At 39.6% G+C, this 18,365-nt stretch carries 21 protein-coding genes; 5 read left to right on the top strand and 16 right to left on the bottom strand.

The window, feature by feature from the left end:
* From hypA to SDEL_RS06070, 6 genes are read right to left on the bottom strand one after another with little or no spacing between them, the layout of a single operon-like run.
* A complete protein-coding gene (gene hypA, locus SDEL_RS06095) occupies nucleotides 1-348 on the bottom strand; it encodes a hydrogenase maturation nickel metallochaperone HypA (protein WP_012856979.1) in 348 nt (115 codons plus the stop codon).
* A complete protein-coding gene (locus SDEL_RS06090) occupies nucleotides 341-805 on the bottom strand; it encodes a 4Fe-4S dicluster domain-containing protein (protein ID WP_012856978.1) in 465 nt (154 codons plus the stop codon). The genes hypA and SDEL_RS06090 overlap by 8 nt, the downstream gene beginning before the upstream one ends.
* A 2-nt stretch (nucleotides 806-807) precedes the next feature.
* A complete protein-coding gene (locus SDEL_RS06085) occupies nucleotides 808-1,896 on the bottom strand; it encodes a hydrogenase large subunit (RefSeq protein WP_012856977.1) in 1,089 nt (362 codons plus the stop codon).
* Entirely contained in the window at nucleotides 1,889-2,383 is a 495-nt protein-coding gene (locus SDEL_RS06080; protein ID WP_012856976.1) for an NADH-quinone oxidoreductase subunit C, read from the bottom strand. The genes SDEL_RS06085 and SDEL_RS06080 overlap by 8 nt, the downstream gene beginning before the upstream one ends.
* Nucleotides 2,380-2,799 carry a 4Fe-4S dicluster domain-containing protein gene (locus SDEL_RS06075; protein WP_012856975.1) on the bottom strand — a complete coding sequence of 140 codons (420 nt, stop codon included), beginning with the start codon at nucleotides 2,797-2,799 and terminating at the stop codon, nucleotides 2,380-2,382. The genes SDEL_RS06080 and SDEL_RS06075 overlap by 4 nt, the downstream gene beginning before the upstream one ends.
* Complete coding sequence (locus SDEL_RS06070; protein WP_012856974.1) at nucleotides 2,789-3,205, bottom strand: NADH-quinone oxidoreductase subunit B family protein; 417 nt, start codon at nucleotides 3,203-3,205, stop codon at nucleotides 2,789-2,791. The genes SDEL_RS06075 and SDEL_RS06070 overlap by 11 nt, the downstream gene beginning before the upstream one ends.
* Before the next feature lie 153 nt (nucleotides 3,206-3,358).
* On the opposite strand from SDEL_RS06070, the gene SDEL_RS06065 reads away from it, so the two are divergent.
* The 3 genes from SDEL_RS06065 to lpoB are packed head-to-tail and all read left to right on the top strand — an operon-like array spanning nucleotide 3,359 to nucleotide 5,761.
* Nucleotides 3,359-4,732 carry a COG3014 family protein gene (locus tag SDEL_RS06065; protein ID WP_012856973.1) on the top strand — a complete coding sequence of 458 codons (1,374 nt, stop codon included), beginning with the start codon at nucleotides 3,359-3,361 and terminating at the stop codon, nucleotides 4,730-4,732.
* A complete protein-coding gene (locus SDEL_RS06060) occupies nucleotides 4,713-5,126 on the top strand; it encodes a YcfL family putative periplasmic lipoprotein (protein WP_012856972.1) in 414 nt (137 codons plus the stop codon). The genes SDEL_RS06065 and SDEL_RS06060 overlap by 20 nt, the downstream gene beginning before the upstream one ends.
* An 11-nt stretch (nucleotides 5,127-5,137) precedes the next feature.
* Complete coding sequence (gene lpoB, locus SDEL_RS06055) at nucleotides 5,138-5,761, top strand: penicillin-binding protein activator LpoB (RefSeq protein WP_012856971.1); 624 nt, start codon at nucleotides 5,138-5,140, stop codon at nucleotides 5,759-5,761.
* Between the two features lie 88 nt (nucleotides 5,762-5,849).
* On the opposite strand, the gene SDEL_RS06050 is transcribed toward lpoB, so the two are convergent.
* The 8 genes from SDEL_RS06050 to SDEL_RS06015 all read right to left on the bottom strand — a co-directional run bounded on the left by SDEL_RS06050 (nucleotide 5,850) and on the right by SDEL_RS06015 (nucleotide 13,397).
* Complete coding sequence (locus SDEL_RS06050; protein ID WP_012856970.1) at nucleotides 5,850-6,320, bottom strand: FKBP-type peptidyl-prolyl cis-trans isomerase; 471 nt, start codon at nucleotides 6,318-6,320, stop codon at nucleotides 5,850-5,852.
* Nucleotides 6,307-7,437 carry a pyridoxal phosphate-dependent aminotransferase gene (locus SDEL_RS06045; RefSeq protein WP_012856969.1) on the bottom strand — a complete coding sequence of 377 codons (1,131 nt, stop codon included), beginning with the start codon at nucleotides 7,435-7,437 and terminating at the stop codon, nucleotides 6,307-6,309. Before SDEL_RS06045 ends, SDEL_RS06050 begins: the two co-directional genes overlap by 14 nt.
* Nucleotides 7,438-7,476: 39 nt before the next feature.
* A complete protein-coding gene (locus SDEL_RS06040) occupies nucleotides 7,477-8,496 on the bottom strand; it encodes a CobW family GTP-binding protein (RefSeq protein WP_012856968.1) in 1,020 nt (339 codons plus the stop codon).
* A gap of 69 nt (nucleotides 8,497-8,565) precedes the next feature.
* Nucleotides 8,566-8,766 carry a YbdD/YjiX family protein gene (locus tag SDEL_RS06035; RefSeq protein ID WP_012856967.1) on the bottom strand — a complete coding sequence of 67 codons (201 nt, stop codon included), beginning with the start codon at nucleotides 8,764-8,766 and terminating at the stop codon, nucleotides 8,566-8,568.
* Between the two features lie 57 nt (nucleotides 8,767-8,823).
* Nucleotides 8,824-10,947, bottom strand: a complete 2,124-nt coding sequence (gene cstA, locus SDEL_RS06030) for a pyruvate/proton symporter CstA (RefSeq protein ID WP_012856966.1) — start codon at nucleotides 10,945-10,947, stop codon at nucleotides 8,824-8,826.
* A gap of 391 nt (nucleotides 10,948-11,338) precedes the next feature.
* Nucleotides 11,339-11,731 (bottom strand): class II SORL domain-containing protein, encoded by a 393-nt coding sequence (locus SDEL_RS06025; RefSeq protein WP_012856965.1) that lies wholly within the window; start codon nucleotides 11,729-11,731, stop codon nucleotides 11,339-11,341.
* A gap of 133 nt (nucleotides 11,732-11,864) precedes the next feature.
* Nucleotides 11,865-12,710 carry an HdrB C-terminal domain-containing protein gene (locus tag SDEL_RS06020; protein WP_012856964.1) on the bottom strand — a complete coding sequence of 282 codons (846 nt, stop codon included), beginning with the start codon at nucleotides 12,708-12,710 and terminating at the stop codon, nucleotides 11,865-11,867.
* 9 nt (nucleotides 12,711-12,719) lie between these two features.
* On the bottom strand, nucleotides 12,720-13,397 hold the full coding sequence (locus SDEL_RS06015) for a DUF5644 domain-containing protein (RefSeq protein ID WP_012856963.1): 678 nt from the start codon (nucleotides 13,395-13,397) through the stop codon (nucleotides 12,720-12,722).
* Nucleotides 13,398-13,539: 142 nt separating this feature from the next.
* On the opposite strand from SDEL_RS06015, the gene SDEL_RS06010 reads away from it, so the two are divergent.
* Both SDEL_RS06010 and truD read left to right on the top strand, forming a co-directional pair.
* On the top strand, nucleotides 13,540-14,364 hold the full coding sequence (locus SDEL_RS06010) for a thiamine-phosphate kinase (protein WP_012856962.1): 825 nt from the start codon (nucleotides 13,540-13,542) through the stop codon (nucleotides 14,362-14,364).
* Between the two features lie 17 nt (nucleotides 14,365-14,381).
* Nucleotides 14,382-15,467 (top strand): tRNA pseudouridine(13) synthase TruD, encoded by a 1,086-nt coding sequence (gene truD / locus SDEL_RS06005; RefSeq protein WP_012856961.1) that lies wholly within the window; start codon nucleotides 14,382-14,384, stop codon nucleotides 15,465-15,467.
* Between the two features lie 10 nt (nucleotides 15,468-15,477).
* On the opposite strand, the gene SDEL_RS06000 is transcribed toward truD, so the two are convergent.
* Together SDEL_RS06000 and SDEL_RS11690 are read right to left on the bottom strand one after the other, a co-directional pair.
* Nucleotides 15,478-16,122 (bottom strand): response regulator transcription factor, encoded by a 645-nt coding sequence (locus SDEL_RS06000; protein ID WP_012856960.1) that lies wholly within the window; start codon nucleotides 16,120-16,122, stop codon nucleotides 15,478-15,480.
* Complete coding sequence (locus tag SDEL_RS11690; RefSeq protein WP_012856959.1) at nucleotides 16,103-18,325, bottom strand: sensor histidine kinase; 2,223 nt, start codon at nucleotides 18,323-18,325, stop codon at nucleotides 16,103-16,105. The genes SDEL_RS06000 and SDEL_RS11690 overlap by 20 nt, the downstream gene beginning before the upstream one ends.
* Between the last annotated feature and the right edge of the window lie 40 nt (nucleotides 18,326-18,365).

Below are 18,365 nucleotides of genomic sequence, written 5' to 3'. Positions count from 1 at the left end.
TTACGCCTCTTTAATAACAATACTGTTTACATGTAACTCTTGCCCACCCACCATGCGTACCGATTCGCTCTGGCATTTGGGGCAGATAAAATGGTTCTTTTTGAGCACACTTCGCTCATGGCACACCTCGCACTCTAAGATGACATCGCACAGCTCGATGACTAAGGTAGCACCTTCACAAAGCGTCTCCTCTTTAAAGGTGTCAAAAGAGCTTTGCAGTAAATGAGGCTCAACCCCGCTTAAACGCCCCAATGCGATTTCAATGCGCTCAATGGCTTTGGCGTGGTGTTTTTTTGCCTCTTTTTCGCACACATCAATTAACGATGCAACGATGGAATACTCATGCATGAAAGCCCTCAACGTGGGCGTAATCCATCAGCGAGAGTGCATGCGTTGGGCAATGCTCCACACAGGCTGGATTGTTGTCTCGCTCAAAACAGAGGTTGCATTTAAGCGCATAGACTCTCTCATCTTCTTTGACCATTGAAATAGCACCATACGGACACGCTAAAGCACAGCATCCACACCCCACACAGGCTGTTTCATCCAGTTTGATAAATCCTTCTTCCAATGAAATGACGCCATGCGGACAAATCGCCAAACACGAAGGCGTTTCACAGTGCATACACTGAAGCGGTGCCATTTTGCCGTAGCTTTGAATGACACGGTTACGTGAAAGGAGTGGTAGTGACGTGGTGTACGCCTCTTCAAAAGAGATGTTCGCATGTGCCGCCGCACAGGCTAATTCGCAACTTAAACACCCAATACAAGCATCGGTTTGTGTGATAATAAATTGATGGCGCATACTCAACGCTCACTGCACGAAATACAAGGGTCAATGCTATTAAAAATGAGTGCGACATCTTCGATGGCATTGTCTTTGAGCATCACTTTTAGTGCTTCCCAGTTCATATAACTGGGCACTCGCCACTTCATGCGCTCAGGCTTTTGAGATCCATTGCTTTTGAGATAATACATCAGCTCTCCTCTGGGTGCTTCACTGCGAGAAGTGGCTTCGCCTTTTTGCACCACACTCTTTACATGTAAAGCAATTTCTCCCTCAGGTAAGGCGTCAAAGGCTTGTTCTAAAAGGCTCATGGATTCGAAAATTTCATAAAGCCTGACCATTGCCCTTGCGTAAACATCGCCTTCACTTCGGGTGATGACCTTAAAGCTAAGCGCATCATAAACAGCGTAAGGAGCGCAAAAGCGTACATCGTTATTGACCCCGCTGGCTCGTGCGACAGGGCCTACGACACCCAGACTCAGTGCCTTTTCGTGTGGTAAAACGCCCACACCTTGAATGCGCTTTTTAAGGCTCTCATCGGTTTCAAAGATGTGAACAATCGCTTCAAGCGCTGTGCGTGTTAACACCATTTTTTCTTTCATAAACGCAATTTTTTCAGAATTTAAGTCGTATTTGACACCACCAATGACATTGGCGCTCAAATCCATACGATTGCCCCAAATCTGCTCTTTAATATCTTGAAAATGCTCCCTTGCTTCTAACAAAGAACCCATTAAAGTGTGGCGTTTGAGAAGGTGCGCAAGCATGGCGACATTGAAAAGATGGCTTGCTACCCGTTTGGTTTCATCGGCAATCACCCGTAAATAGGCTGCACGTTTAGGAATGGTGATGTGCGAGAGTTTTTCCACTGCCATGCAGTAGGTAAAAGGGTGATTATTGGAGCAAAGCCCACACACCTTTTCCGTGATAATCAGGTTTTGTAAAAAGTTTTTTCGAAGAACAATCGACTCCATGCCACGGTGCACAAAGCCATTGATCATCTCAACACTTTGAATGGTTTTTCCATCCGCATTGGGGGTGATGTTAAAATAGACAGGCTCTTCAAGGGCGACATCAAACGGTCCTAAAATGCATTTCACATCAGCCATTGTTTTCTCCTTGTGCCATTTTTACCTTTTCCCATAAGTGGCGAGAAACCTCACCATTCATCGCTGAAGAAAGAGGAACATACGCCTCATAAATAGCCTCTTTAATGCTCTCATCAATGAAGAGTTTAGCAGGATTAGGATGATTTTCTAACGTAATGCCATAAAGCTCACTGAGTTCTCTTTCCGCCCAATTCGCACTCTCAAATAACGGCGTAATGGAGGGAAGCAGGGGCGTTTTGAGGTGCAATTTTAAATTAAAAAGTACCCCTTTGATATCAAAATGATAGAGAATGTCATGCCCCTCATCCACGCGAGCACAGGTTATCATGCACACCCTTGCGTGCATAGTTTGTAAGCCTTTGGCAAACTCCTCTAAAGCGTTGGTATCTTCTATAGAAGCCCACAACGCATCGTTGGAAATTTCAAAGGAGGTTGGAATGTCAAGGGTGTTGGCAAGGTGGGTGAGGTTAGATTGTAGGTGTTTCATGGGTTTAAGACTCGTTGTGAAAAGGTATGGGTGCGTCTGCACGTTGGGCAGAGGCGAAAGTGTTCTTCTAAGGAAGTAGACGTGTGACCAAAGGCTTTGTGTAAAAACGAATCGCTCAGGGCTACCATCTCTTTTCCACACGAAGAACAGGTTGTAAGAGAAACGTTTGCATGGATGGCGTGGGTGTATTTGTGTTCTTGAAGTGAGATGGCAGTGGTTTCATCGCTCATACGAAGCGCACCTGAGGGACAGTAATAAATACAGTTACCACACAGCGTACAGCTATTGTGCCAAAGGGTAAAGTCATACATAGACTCTGTTTGCGCTGTTTTTTCAATGCAAATGGCATTAGCTGGGCAAACAAAAAGACAGGTATTGCACAGAACACACAGGGTGTTTTCAAATTTAATGGGCATGGTATCGCTCCCTCCAGAGTTCACACGCTTGCGCAAGTCCTTGGGCTATCTCTTTGGGAGAAGGCGGACAGCCTGAGATATTGACGTCCACATCGACAAAGGTATCCAAAGGACCTGTAATAGCGTAACTATCACGAAATACGCCTCCACTAATCGGACAAATGCCTAAGGCTACGACAATTTTTTTTGAGGGTAGTTGTTTCAGCGCTGCTTGTAAATAGGGAGTAGAACGTGCGGTAATCGCTCCAGTAACCAGAAGAATATTAGCAAGGGTAGGGTCATTTGTATAGACACATCCTAGGGCGTCAAAACCAAACTTAGGTAAAAGCACACTGGCCAAAATCTCAACATCGCATCCATTACACGAACCCGTGTTGATGCGGTAAACATAAAGTGTATCATTCATAGCATCTCTTTAGGGGTAAAAAAGATTAAAGAGGGCATTGTAACAAAAAAGTGTGAGATTATGAGGACTTACATGTAAAATAATCACACAGCATATTTATTAAGCATTAATTCTATAAAGTTCTTCACGAAATAGGAGTTAGGAGGCGTATGAATGCAATGGAAGCATAACTTAAAATTAAGTCTATCCATGATAGCTCTGTTGTGGCTGGTTGTGGGATGTGCAACCACAGCACAGATGCTCCCACAATACGAAGCAAAGTTTAGAGCAGGGGATTTTAAAGGGGCAAAAGAGGTCTCAAAAGGAGTTTCCAATGACATTTTATGGTCACTGCAAGAAGCCACCGCACTTAGGATGCAAAAAGAGTATAAAGCGTCCATTCAAGTCTTTGATAGTGTCGATAGTGCCTTTAAAAAGTATGATGAACAACTTTTACTAGGCAGTGCGACTCAAAATGTGGGTGCGGTGCTCATTAACGATACGATTATGGATTATGAGGGGATGACGTATGATAAGGTGATGACCAATACGTATAAGGCGATGAACTTTATGCTTTTAGGCGACCACGCTAATGCGAGAGTAGAGTTTAATCGAGCTTTAGAGCGCCAACGAATGGCACAAGAGTATTTTGGAAAAGAGATTGCTATTGAAGAAGCGAAGTTAGCCAAAGAGAGAGCGCAAAATCAGCAAAAAAACATTACCGTAGGGCAGAGTAAAGAGGCAGATTCGATTATTGCGCAAAACTACAAGTTTTTAGATGCGTATGAGAAATATCCTAACTTTAATAACCCCTTTGTCAATTACATGGCGGGGCTTTATTTTTTAAAAATGAAGGATTATCAAAAGGCGGTTGATTTGCTCAAAGAAGCCTATGGTATGACAAAAAACCCACTGATTGAGCATGATTTAGCGGTGTGTCTGAGTGCGCTTTCTGGTAAGGTCGATAGCAAAGCTTATGCGCATATTATTTATGAGAGCGGGTACGCAAGCAAGAAGAGAGATTGGAAGATAGCCCTTCCTATTCCCATTCGTCATAACAACCATTGGCAAGTCTATATGCCAAGTTTAGCGCTTCCTACCCTAGAGCCTGTGCTAGATGAAATGCCTTATATTAGTGTTGTCAATGGGGATTTTAAAAGTAATACCTTTAAAATCGCTTCGATGGATGGCGTGATTGCCAGTGAGTTTGAAAAGCGTTTTCCTGCTATTTTAACCAGAGCCATTATGCGTACGACCACCGATTTGGTGTTGCAAAAAATCGCAGCCGATCAGGGAAATATTTTAGCGCAAGTGGGTGTAGGCTTAGTTGGGGTACTTAAAAACAATGCGGATGTGCGAAGTTGGCAGAGTTTGCCTAAAAATTTTAGTGCCCTTAAAGTCCCCCTTAGCAATGGTGTGTTAGAAATATACGATGCACACGGCAGATTGTTGTTACGCGATAGTGTGGATGTGAGTAAAAATTATATTTATGTGGTAAGAACCTACAATACACAAGGAGGCGTTTATTATGACAAAGTTGCTTTCTAAAGCCCTAAGCGTTGCGTTTGTCGCAGCTCTTTTAAGTGGTTGCGCACCCAAAATGTGCGTATTACCTGAAAATATTTCTATCGCTCAAAACTTTTGCGACACCTTTGAGATTACCAAAAACGAGCGTTGGCTGAATGAAAACAAAGAGGTGCAATTTAGCGTACGCAATCTCTCCTCTTTCCCACAAACTTTCCTGTATAAAGTGGAGTGGAAAGATGCGCAAGGCTTTGTCATTGATTCTCGTTTAAATCGTTGGCAAAAAGCAGAACTCAAAGAAGGGCGCACACACGTCATTGATGCGGTAGCTCCTATTGCTGAGGTGAGCAGTTATATGCTTTTCATTGAAAAAGAGGAGTCAGCGACGACTGATTCAACAACATCCAATTCTCATTAAAAGGATAAAAAATGTTAGTTAAAAAGAGTTTTACAGCAGTGCTATTAGGAACACTGCTTTTAAGTGGATGTGCAAGACAAGCCACTTATGTTAAACCCACCGATGTACAAAGCAATGAGGCGGTCTCTTTAGGCATTGATGAGGTGGATATTGAAAAAGCAGTAGCTGAGGCGGTTCAAAGTATGCTAAAAAATCCATACCTTATGAAAAATGACGGAAGACAGTATGTGGTTGCCATTTCAACCGTTATCAACGATACGATGCAACGCTTCGATACTGATTTATTAACCAAAAAAATTCGTATCGAGTTGCTTCAAAACGGTAAAGGTAAGTTTATTACCACCACTGCCATTCGTGCGGGTGGACCTGAGGATGCCATGAGTTACCAAGTCCGAGAGCTTAGAAATATCAAAGAGTTTAACCAAAAAACCATTGCAGCTGAGGGACAGATAATAGCGCCTGATTATTCACTTTCAGGTAAAGTGATTCAAAGAGACACCAAAATTGGCTCAGGTGATAAACGTGTGGATTACTCGTTTCAACTGACTATGACCGATATTAAAACAGGTTTGGCGCTTTGGGAAGGTGAGACGAAGGTGAGCAAAATTGGCTCAAATGATTCAACATCGTGGTAATTCACGGTTACATGTAAAGGCATTTAAAGAGGCAATTTTGCCTCTTTAAACATTAGACTTCTTTACATGTAACTCTCTTTTTAGAACATTAACGTGCGTATTGGCACTCAATTTCCTCTTTGGTTGCTTTTCTTACATCGGCTACAACGGCATGAAAAATAACATCAGTTCCCGCAAAAGGGTGATTGCCATCTAAGATGACATGCTCAGGCGTTACTTCTTTAACGAGGTAAATAATGCTCTCTTCTTCGCCACTGAGTTCATCTTCAACAATCTCTTCAAACTGTTCACCCACATGGATATGTTCGTCAAACTCAGCTCTAGGTTGCGTTACAATCAACTCTTCATCAAATTCCCCAAACGACTCTTTGGCAAGCAGTGAGACTTCCACTTCATCGCCCACATTTTTTCCCTCAAGTTCTTTTTCCACTTTGGCAAAAATATCGCCATATCCACCATGCAGATAAATGAGTGGTTCATCGCCTGTATCTAAGGGGTTGCCTTTTTTATCGACCACACGGTAACTGAGCGTTACCACACTGTTTTTACTGATTTTCATTTTTTTCCTTTAAATAGTTTTTGAGTCTCTCAACACCTTCTCTCATATGCTCGATGCTTCTCGTGTAAGCAAAACGGATGTAGCAGTTGGTGCCATTGGTTCCAAAATCAACCCCTGGGGTCGTGGCGATGTGGATATTTTCCAAAAGCTCTTTGGCAAAGCTGAAACTATCGTCTGAATAGTGTGAGACGTTTGCCCAGATGTAAAAGGCTCCCTCAGGCTTAGCGTCAATGTCAAAAAGTTGCGATAATTCACCATAAAGGTAGTCACGTCGCTTTTGAAACTCAGCTTTAATCTCTTTTAAGTAGGCGTCATCAAAAGCCTCTAGTGCTCCATACTGACTAAGCGTAGGTGCACAGATAAAGAGATTTTGAGCGACCATCTCGGCATGGCGGATTTTCTCTTTTGGCACAATGACCCAACCTAAACGCTGACCAGGGAGACAGTAGTATTTTGAAAAACCGTTAATGACATAGACGTTTTTACTTCCAAATTCCAGCGCACAGGAAGCTTCTTTTTCATACGTAAGCCCATGATAAAGCTCATCAGAGATAAAAGCAATATTTTTCTTCTCACAGTACGTTACCAAACTTTTGAGGTTTTCTCTATCGTAGATGTTGCCTGTGGGGTTGGCAGGTGAGGAGATTTGCAGAGCATCGAGTGCGTGCGGTTCTAGGTGTTTTACATGTAACTCAAAATTGTCCTCTTTTCCAATGGGCATAAAACAAGGATGAATCTCTAAAAGATAGGCAAAATTTTTATAGCACGGATACGAAGGGTCGCTAAAGCCAAGCGTTGTGCCTTTTCCAAGCGTTAAAGCATAAGCAATGAGAAACGCACCACTCGTACCTGGGGTTAGAAAAATCTGTTCGATGTCTATTGTAACGCCATACGTCGTTTGATAATGCTGGGCGATTTTTTCACGAAGTTCTACTAAACCATGACTTTGGGTATAAGAAAATTTATTCTCATCAATACTTACATGTAAAGCTTGTTTGACTTTAGGTGAAGGAGGAAGGTCAGGCTGACCGATTTCAAAATGAATACAATCTTTATAGTTTTCTGCTTCTTTTACTATGTCCATAACAATAAAAGAGCTCATCTGGCTACAACGCATTAGCTTTTCCGTTTTTAACGCAATTATAGCCAAATATGCTTACACACAAGCGGTAGAGAGAAACCTTTGTTTTAGTGCTTCAAAAGGGAGTTTTCGACCAATAACGACCAATAACGAGTGACGTTTTTGCTCAAATGGTGAACCATAATCAAATCCAACGACCTTATGTACGCCTTGCACAATCAGGCGATTGGGTTCATCTTTAATGGCGAGAACTCCTTTGTATCGGAGCATATCGTTGCCATACTCTTCAACAAGCTCTTCCATAAAAGCACCTATTTTTTTTATATCTAGTTCTTCTGCCTCAAATACATATGAGATGATATCGTCATTCCATGATTGGGATGGTTTTTGGGTAGAAAAATTTTTAAATTGGATGTGTTTGACATCTTTAGCTTGATAAAATCCTTGAGAAACGCCTAAGGCATCATTGATTTCAAAAGCATCCAGTCCTAGCCAAATCTCTTTAGGTAAAGCACCCTTATAGGCTTCAAAAATTTCTGCTTTAGAGTTAATTGTATGAAGGCGTGAGAGTACAAGCTCTTTTTGTGCATCATCAATTTGGTCTGTTTTGGTTAAAATGATACGATCCGCAAACCCAATTTGTGCCGCACAGACGCGGTGTTCATCAAGTTGTTTAAGGACATGAATGGCATCGACTAAAACAATGACGGCATCTAGCATAATACGCTCTGCGATTTCTTCATCAAAGAAGAAGGTTTGTACAATGGGAGAAGGATCCGCCACCCCTGTCGTTTCTAAAATCAAACGATCGACTTGTAATTTTCCTGTGTCTATTTTACGGAGGAGATCATGCAAGGCTTCTGTGAGTTCTCCTCGTATACTGCAACACACACATCCATTACTCAGTTCAATGACTTCACTGTTTGCATTGCCTTTAAGTAATGCGCCATCAACACCCACAGAACCAAATTCATTTTCGATAATGGCTACTTTCTCACCATCATTATGTTCTAAAAGGTAGTTAAGAAGGGTTGTTTTCCCTGCGCCTAAAAAACCTGTTAAAATTGTAACAGGTAGTACGTTTTTTGTTGACATAAAAAGTATCCTTGTAAAAAGTCTGAAAGCAAAAAGTAATGTTTACTGCACCACTACAGTCTCTTTTTGCTAACAGCAGCGTATCGAACCGTTTGCGCCTCCATAACGGGCTTCAACACGGTTACGGTAAAACTCTTCATAACTCATTGGTTTTTCATCGGGATGGGTTAATTTCATATGTTGGACGTAAATATCATAATCAGGCATTCCTACGATTTGACGGGCGGCTTGACCAAGATATTTTCCAGCTTTAACCAGTTTGTCAAACATCGTTTTTCCTTTACATGTAAAGAAGGCTAAATCTCTTAGCCTTCTTAGGGTGTGGTCTTAGTGTACCGCACCTCTTAAAATTTCATCTGCGTTTGCAGGAAATGGAGCATAAGGAACTTCAACAACGGTTGGTTTATCGGTTTGAAGTGCTTTTAAGCATGCTTGAACGGTGAAGTAAATCATCGTAACCACAACAATCATAAAGAAAACAATCAAAATACCGTCAATTTGGTTATTGAAAATAACACGCTCAACCGCCTCTTGAGATTTAAAAATGGCATTGGGTTTGAAGTTTCCACTTGTTAAAAGGTCTTTGAGTTGATTTGCTTTAGCGAAGAATCCAATCGCAGGATCTGCACTAAATGCTTTATACCAACCAGCACTCATCGTACAAATGACCAACCATGTCGCAGGAACGATGGTGACCCATGCGTACATTTGGTGTTTCATTTTAAAGAGCACAACCGTACATAACATCAAGGCAATAGCCGCCAACATTTGATTGGTAATACCAAAGAGAGGCCATAACGTATTAATACCACCCAATGGATCGACAACGCCTACATAGAGGAAGTATCCCCATGATGCAACGACTAAACCTGTTGCTAAAAGGTTAGCAAAAAGTGAGTCTGTTTTTTTAAGATTTGGATTAATAAGTCCTAGCAAATCTTGTAACATAAAGCGTGCGGCACGGGTACCTGCATCGACTGCTGTTAAGATAAAAAGGGCTTCAAAAAGAATGGCGAAGTGGTACCAAAAGGACATAGAACCAAGACCACCAAGAGCACCATGAAGAATTTGAGCCATACCTACAGCGAGTGTTGGAGCACCACCGGCACGAGAAATAATACTACTCTCGCCCACATCAACAGCCAGTTGCTTTAGAACATCAGGGGTAATGACAAAGCCCCATTGGCTCACTGTTGCAGAAGCAGCAGCAGCAACGTCAGCTAAACCTGTTGGATTCAGCGCTGCAAGTGGGGAGTTCATCGCAAAGTAGACACCTGGGTCGATAATAGACGCAGAAATCAATGCCATCATACCAACAAAAGATTCCATCAACATCGCACCATAACCGATAAAACGTGCTTGTTCTTCATTGGCAAGCATTTTAGGGGTTGTACCTGAAGAGATAAGGGCATGAAATCCTGATACCGCACCACACGCAATCGTAATAAACAAGAAAGGAAAGAGACTTCCTGTCCATACTGGACCGTGGTCACCAAAAGCGTATTTGGTCATGGCTGGCATTTTCATATCAGGCATTAAAATAACAATACCAATAGCAAGACCAACAATAGCACCAATTTTTAAGAAAGTAGAGAGGTAATCACGAGGAGCTAAAAGTAACCAAACCGGAAGTACTGCTGCAATAAAACCATAAGCAATCAATGACCATGTTAGCGCAATACCGCTAAGATCAAAGTAAGGTGCCCATGTTGGACTTGCGGCAACTTGTCCTCCTAACATAATACCTGCAATTAAGCCTACAAAGCCGACAAGAGAAATCTCTAAAATGCGACCTGGACGGATATAACGTAGGTAAACGCCCATAAAAAGAGCCAGAGGAATGGTAAACGCAACGGTAAAGGTTCCCCAAGGACTATGGGTAAGAGCTTTGACAACAACCATTGCTAAAACGGCTAAGATAATCACCATAATCATAAAGCACGCAACGAGCGCAATGATACCAGGGAGCGTGCCTAGTTCTGCTTTGACTAATTCACCTAAAGAGCGTGCGTCTCTTCTCGTGGAAACAAATAACACCATATAATCTTGAACTGCACCTGCGATAATTACACCCGCTAAAAGCCATAGCATACCTGGCAAATAACCTAGTTGTGCTGCAAGTACAGGACCAACTAACGGACCAGCACCTGCAATCGCTGCAAAGTGGTGACCAAATAAAATGACTTTATTGGTTGGTACAAAATCCAATCCGTCATTATGACGAAACGCTGGGGTCATACGGGTATTATCAACTTTTAATACCGTATTGGCAATGTAAAGACTGTAGTAGCGATACCCAATCAAATATACACACACCGAAGCAGTGAGAATCCACATCGCATTAATCGTCTCACCACGATTTAGTGCAACATATCCGAGTGCAAAAGCGCCTAATATGGCTATAAATAGCCAAATGATCTTTGAAGATGCGCTGGTACTTTGTCCTGTCATCTTTTCCTCTCCTTTATGAAATGCATTTATATAAACTCAACACGCCTAAAACGTATCATATATTTTTTGATTTTGGGTTTAATTTTTTGCTTTTGTAATAAAAGATATTCAAAATGTTTCAAAAAGTAGTTGAGCATGAAAATATGGGGTTTGCATGAGATGTTGTGTGAGATAAAACGAAGATAAAAAAAAGAAAGTGTGAAGAAAATACACATATTTTTCTAAGGAATAAATCGTATGAAGTGAAAGAAGTTAAAGTAGCAAAAATGCGTGGTGGGGATTTCACTTAAGGTTATCCAGTGTGAATCTATTCTTTAGAGGTTTGTTTTAAAGATTTTTTGAAATTTTTGAAGGAACTCTTGTAAAAAGGTGCCCATTAAGGGCACGCTTGTTATTCGGCTACGCTAACTTCAACAGGATCACTTTCCCAAATACCGTGTTTGGTGCAGTAACTGTGTGCGACAAGGTTAAGTTTTTTACCTGTAGGGATGATAGTAAACGTCACTTCTGCTTGTCCTTTTTTATCTTGACCACCGAGTGTTCCTGCGACAAAATCGGCTCTGGCTAAAAGGGTATCTGCATTGTAAAGTTGGACATTGGCAATGTAGTGGTCAAAATCATCAGGATGTGAATAAGCATTACCTACTTTGACAGTGACTTTAAACGGCTCATTTTGTTTCGCCTCGTTCTCACAGGTAATAAAAGGTGAGTGTCTATCGATATAATCCTTTTTTGCTTCTCTCTCAACGGTGTCAATATCAACATAACGATTGATTTTTGGCATTTTAACTCCTTTGTTATCTTTTAAAGTTTTAAAATGATACAGAAAAGTCACACATAAAGAGATAAAAAATAAGATTAAATGACTCTGATTTATAAAAATTTAAGAAGCAGAGTCGTTCTGCTTCTTTTGAGACTTAAATAAGGGTAAGGGGAACTTTATGGTGATCAAGCCCAAGGCGTTTTTTATCGTGAATGCCCAATGCGAGTGCAAGAAGTTCTGGAAGGGTTAAAACAAAAAGGTTTATCTCTCTTCCGGCAACCTTTTCAAGCTCTTTTTGATAAAAATCAAACATCACAAAACTGCGTGCATCAACCACAAGAACAAAGTCTGCAGCGTGGTCGAACATATCAAGCATGGCACGTGATGCGAGTTGTTTGGCTAAAAGAGAAGATGTGCTTAGAACCTCATACCCATCACTTTCATACACACTTGCATGTGAAACCATTTTGAGATCGACACGCTTAAGAATGGTAGATAGAAGTGTTTCATCAAGATATTTTCTTGCACGACAGGCATTGGTTCCTCTAAAAAGAGCTACTTGAAACTCAGAAAAAGGGTGCTTAAGTTCTTCTTGAAGTTTTTCAAGACCAATCTCTTCTATCAAGAGCTGTTCTAGTGAACACACTTCAACGTCTAGGGAAAGAGTGAGGTTCTGTTTTTCTAAACGCTCTGCTATGGTCGCACTAAGTGTCGCATCATTTTGCAGGATATCTTTGGTGTAGGCATGTGAGATGAAAGAGCTTTGTTCAACACAAAGAATAGCACGTTTTTCACGTGCAGCAAGGCTTAAGTTGTAGGCATAGTGTTCTAAAAATTTTTGTTCATCAATCCCTTTATACTCAGAACCTACATCCGCTTTTGCCCCTTTAAAAGGAATAGCGTCGATGTGCAAATGCTCAAGAAGTACCAAGGCAGAGCGAAGAAATGGAGCCGTTTTTTCACGTTCAATCAGGCTATCAAAAAGAAAATAGTGTTTCATAGACTTCCCTTATAAAAGAGTGGTAAAGTGTGAATGTTTTTCAACAAACGAAGAGAGAAAAGGACGGTGTTGCATGACTTCATTTTTAAGCGCAACAATCTTCTTTTCAACATCTGCACTACAAGGATAGATCTTTTTGCAGAGCTTTACATGTAAAAACAGACCGATGTGTTCGTTGGCAATCACGTTTAAAATGTGATGTTTTTGTTCAGGATGTTTTTGAAGCATATCGTAGGCAAAAGCAAACAGGGCATCTCCTTGATAATCCTCAACAAAATCAAGGACAGGCGAAGCGTAATGATAGATGATATAACGCTCAAAAAGCGCTCTCTCTTTGCCATCCACATAGGCATCTAAAAGGTCAAATTTTTGGTAAAAATCATCGGTATTGATGATAAGGTCTTTGGTAACACGTTTAGAACTTAATGGCTCTAGGGTTAAGCTTTTTCCAAAACGTTCAATGACACCTTTAAGTAAAGCATCACTAAAGAGAGCTTTGCCGTTGATTTTTAAGGCACTAAGACTTCCCTTGGGATAATCAAAGTTCACCTCTTCATTTTGAATCTGCGCTAGAAGTTCATACACTGTTTTTGTGGTGTCAATCGTAATGAAATGCTTTTTATAATAAGGCAAAAAATCTGTTTTAGCATCAAAGCGAAAGACGCTAAGTTCGAGTTTACACTCCATATTATAGGGCTCCTTTTAGATGGGTTGATTTATAGTAGCGCAAGATTACTTGCAAAAATCTGTTACAATCAAAGTACTTTCCCTCTAATGGCTTCTTAATGGCAAACATCATACAATAGAGCACTTTAGTAAGCGAGGCATCATGTCAAAAGAGGCGTTTTTTATTTCCCTTTTTAACAGCAAACAGATTGGTGATGATGGGGCAGTTCTTGGAAACTATGTCTATTCAAAAGACCTTTTTTGCGAGGATATTCACTTTAAACGTTCGTGGATGAGCTTAGAGCAGATTGCGCAAAAAAGCATGTTAGTCAATCTCTCTGATGCCATTGCGATGAACGCAAAACCACGCTATGCGCTCATTGGAGTCGTGCTTCCCAAATCTTTTCATTATGAAGAGATGCGTGCGTTAAGCAAAGGGTTTTTAAACATTGCTCATGCGTATGGTGTGGAGATTGTCGGAGGCGATACCACCGCAGGTGAAAAGGTGATGATTTCCATTACCGTTGTGTCTACGCTTCAAGGAAAAGCTTTGGAGCGAAAAAATGCCAAAGTGGGTGATTTGGTAGCATACACAGGCAAACTGGGGGAGTCTTATCGAGGACTCACTCGGCTTTTACGAGGAGGCTCTCTTTCAAAAAAAGCACGGTTTATCACACCGACACTCAAAGCCAACTTTGTCTATAAAAGTGCTAAATACCTAAGCGCTGGTATGGATATCTCCGATGGACTCTCCAAAGATCTCTCTAGGCTCTTAAAAGAGAGTGGCAATGTCGGTTTACATGTAAAGAAAAAACTCCCTAAACGCCTTTTGTGCAGTGGTGAGGAGTACGAGATGCTTTTTAGTTTCAATCCTCGCCATAAAAAGCACATTTTACGTTTGGCACAGCAGACACGAACAAAGATTAGTATCATTGGTAAAGTAGCACGAAAACGTTACCGATGCATCTGTAAAGAACACCATTTTTAACCATTTTAAGGACAACCATGACACGACAATTTTTCCTCACCCATTCACCCATTAACGCTACGTTTACGAAAAGCAGTAGTGACTTTGTGGTGAATGAAATCCCCCTTTATCCGTTTAGTGGAGAGGGTGAGCATCTCGTTTTACATGTAAGAAAAAAAGATATGACCACATGGGATATGCTTCAGTATTTAAGCGAAGTGAGTGGCTGTAAAGTGCGCGATTTTGGCTATGCGGGGCTTAAAGATAAAGAGGGCATGACCACACAGTACATCTCCTTACATAAAAGTTTTGAAGCAAAACTTGCCAATTTTTCCCATGAAAAAATCAAGATTTTAGAGAAAACCTACCACAACAATAAAATTCGCACAGGGCACTTGAAAGGTAACCGCTTTTTTATACGTCTTAAAAAAGTCAGCCACATTGATGCGAAAAAACTTCAAGATGGGCTTAAAAAAATTGCTAAAGAGGGCTTTCCAAACTTTTTTGGCTACCAGCGTTTTGGCATTGATGGCGATAATTACCTCAAAGGCAAAGCGATTTTAGAGGGCAGTCGTAAAGAGCGAAATCCGAAGATGAAAGAGTTTTTTATTAACGCTTATCAGAGTTATTTGTTCAATAATTGGCTCTCAAAACGCATCGAAATTAGCCGTTTGATTGAAGAGTTTGGTGTGAGTGATGGGGCGAGGGCGACTAATCTTCCTAAAGAGATGGTTGCAAATCTTAAAAAACAACCCCAATTTTTTAAAATGATGCACGGTGATGTCTTACACCACTACCCAGCGGGAAAAGCCTTTGTGTGTGAAAATGTAACAGAAGAGTTGCCCCGCTTTTTAGAGCGAGGCATTAGCATTGCTGGTTGGTTAGTGGGTGGAAAAAACATCAGAGCCGAACATGAAGCGGGTGTGATTGAGCAAGAGATGTTCAAAGAGAGCGAGCCATTTTTAGACAAAATCAACGGAAGCCGTCGTTTTGCATGGAGTTTTGCCGAAGAGGTGGAGGGGAGCTACAAAGAAGAAGAGGCATGGTTTGAGATGCACTTTTCACTCCCTAAAGGCTCTTACGCTACGGTAATAATAGAAGAACTTATCAAAAATAATGTGTAAATCTAAGCTTCTATGAGCACACAAGAGAATAGCCAACGCCTTTAATGACTTGAATAGATTTAGGAGGAATTTTAAGGCGTAGTCTTTTTACTAAAGCTCGGATATTGCCTTCTGTTGTTGATTTTCCTTCCCAAACATACTCTTCAATCTCGTAATAAGAGTATGTTTTGTTGCGTTTTTTGCTCAATAATTCAAGAAAAAGTATCTCTTGTTTTGATAGTTTAATCTCTGTCGTTTGATGCAATAAAATGTGGTTTTTACAATCAAAGGTAAATCCTTCTCCTAATGAAATAATTTGCGTTTCATTTTTACAAAGATTTTTTATTTTTTGTACCAATTCATAAACGAAAAAAGGTTTTTTGATATAGTCATTACAGCCAAACTCATACGATTTTTTGATTTTCTCCAAGCCAACATCCGAACTAATCATAATGACGGGCGTATCTTTATAGTTGATGCGTAAATATTCTAACACATCCAAACCACTTAAAGAGGGAACATTAATATCAAAAATAAAGCACGAATACCCATTGGTTAAAGCGCTAAGAGCTTCTTCACCATCTGTAAAGGTATCGACTTTGAAGTTTTCATTTTCAAGCCCTATTTTGATAGTACGCAAGAGTCTTACGTTGTCTTCAAGCACGAGAATTTTCATAATGACATACCTTTAATTGAATCGTAAATTTTGCTCCAAAGCGTGAATTTTCAACGCTTATTTTGCCATGCATCTTATCTTCTATAATCATTTTACTCATATACAAACCTATACCTAAACCGTTTGATTTTGTTGTGACATACGGGTTGAAAATATCTTCAATGTTAGGCTGAGATACGCCTCCTCCATTGTCTTCGATAGTGAGAATGAGATAATCGTTTTGATTAAAGATGGTTATTTTAATCATCCCTTTTAAGGTTTTAGTCTTCTCTTTTTGTTTTAAAATCTGCTCTTTCGCATTATTGATAATATTTAAAAGACTTTGCATAAATTCATTTTTATATCCGTAAATACATAAATTGGAGTTTTCTTCTATATCCATAAGAATTTCAATGTGGTTATAACGAATGGTATGATCGACAATGGAGAGGATTTTTTCAATGGATTCTTGAATATTAAAGGTGATTTTTTCATTCGAAGGTTTGAGAAACGTTTGAAAATCATCAATGGTATCGGTCATGTACTTAATTTGAGTCATCACATCATTTTGATACGCCGCGTGTTCTTCTTCTAGGAGTCTGTGTTGAACATAAAAATACTCTTGAACAATCGCTGAAATTTCAATGAGGGGTGTTTTCCATTGATGGGCTATGGAACTTAAAATTTCGCCTATTTCCGCAAGTTTTGATTGTTGAATAATAAACTCTTGCTGTTTTCTCTGCTTTTGCATAGCGTGACGTATGTCTGTTATATCAAGAAAAATAGCAACATTGCCTTTTAAATTATAGGTATTTTGTGCGTATTCAGGATTTTTAATAATAAAAGTATGCTTTTTGTTATTGTCTTTACATGTAAGATCAATTTCAAGTGCAGAAAAGTTTTTTCTGGTGTGTTCAAAGAGGCGTTTCATTAAAACGTTAATCGTGTTATCTTCAATCAACGTTTTGAGTTGGATGTGGGGTGAATTTTCAAAAGATAACTCTAAAAATCTTTCAAAGTTTTTATTGCTCTCCACAATAAAACCATTTTCGTTGTACCAGACAATGGGATGGTCTAGGGATTCGAGCAAGATTTTATCAAATTCCATTCTCTGCTCTAAGAGATGTGTTTTCTTGATACGAACATAGATATTATAAATCAAGCCAATAATTAAAATGAGTAAAAAAGGCGAAAGAATAAAGACGATGTTAATGAACAGTTTGTATTTGTCGAAAAAATTTTCAGGTGAGTTGATAAGTTTTGTTGTATTGGAGAGAGAAATAGTGAACTGTTTTTGAAACGATTCTAGTTTTTTATAATTGATGACCTTCTCAAAAAGAGTGTATGTATTGATTTGGGGATGAAACGTATACGATTTTAAGATATTATTGATTTCAATAGATGCTTGATGAGCCATTTTTTCTACATGTAAAATGTACCCTCCAAATACAAAATCAATAAATTCATTATCCGTGACAAAAACTGGTATTTTGCATTCGTTTAAAAACAGGGTTAATTGTAGATTGTCAACTAAATTTCCCTCTTTATCGTTATAAAATCTTACAAAAAAAAGTGCTTCATCTTCACGAAACGCATGAAATAAGCTTTTAAGTTCACTTAAAGAAGAAGACCTTATGTACTTAAATTCAATCTCATCTTTAAATCGCATCATGGCTTCTTCTATAAACGTATGCGTGTCATTGCCATTTTTACTCTCATCATTGACGATGTATATTTTTTTAATGCGAGGCAAGGTTTCTTTGATAAAAAAAATATTTTCCACAATGAGTCTTTTTTCCATCAGCCCTGAAGTTTTAGGGAGAAGATTGTATGTTTGCGCTATTTCTGATGGAGATTTTTCTAACCCGATAAAGTAAATATTTTGATTTAATCTTAATTTTTCATAGTTTTTGCAGACAAAATCATAGGCAAAATTATCGACGGCAACAATGAGGTCAAACTCTCTTTTTTCAAGCTGAAGTTGATAGCTTTTTGTTAAACTATCTAAGTAATTTTCTGTGTTAATTCTTTTAGAATCCATATATAAAACATGTAAATAGCAGTTTTCTTTTTCAAGATTTTTTTGCAAAGTATCAATAATGGTATCACTCCAGTAATACCCTTTATGATAAGAATTAATAATTAAAACATTTTTGATATCTAACGCAAATGCGGTATGTACAAAAAGAAATAAAGCAACGAAGACTAAAGGTATTTTGTTCATTCATCTCTCATATAAGCTGTATTAAGTGCGGACAAAACGT

Source organism: Sulfurospirillum deleyianum DSM 6946, from assembly GCF_000024885.1.
Taxonomy (GTDB): domain Bacteria; phylum Campylobacterota; class Campylobacteria; order Campylobacterales; family Sulfurospirillaceae; genus Sulfurospirillum; species Sulfurospirillum deleyianum.
The sequence above is the reverse complement of the archived record's forward strand: the minus strand, read 5'-3'. Positions and strand labels throughout refer to the sequence as shown.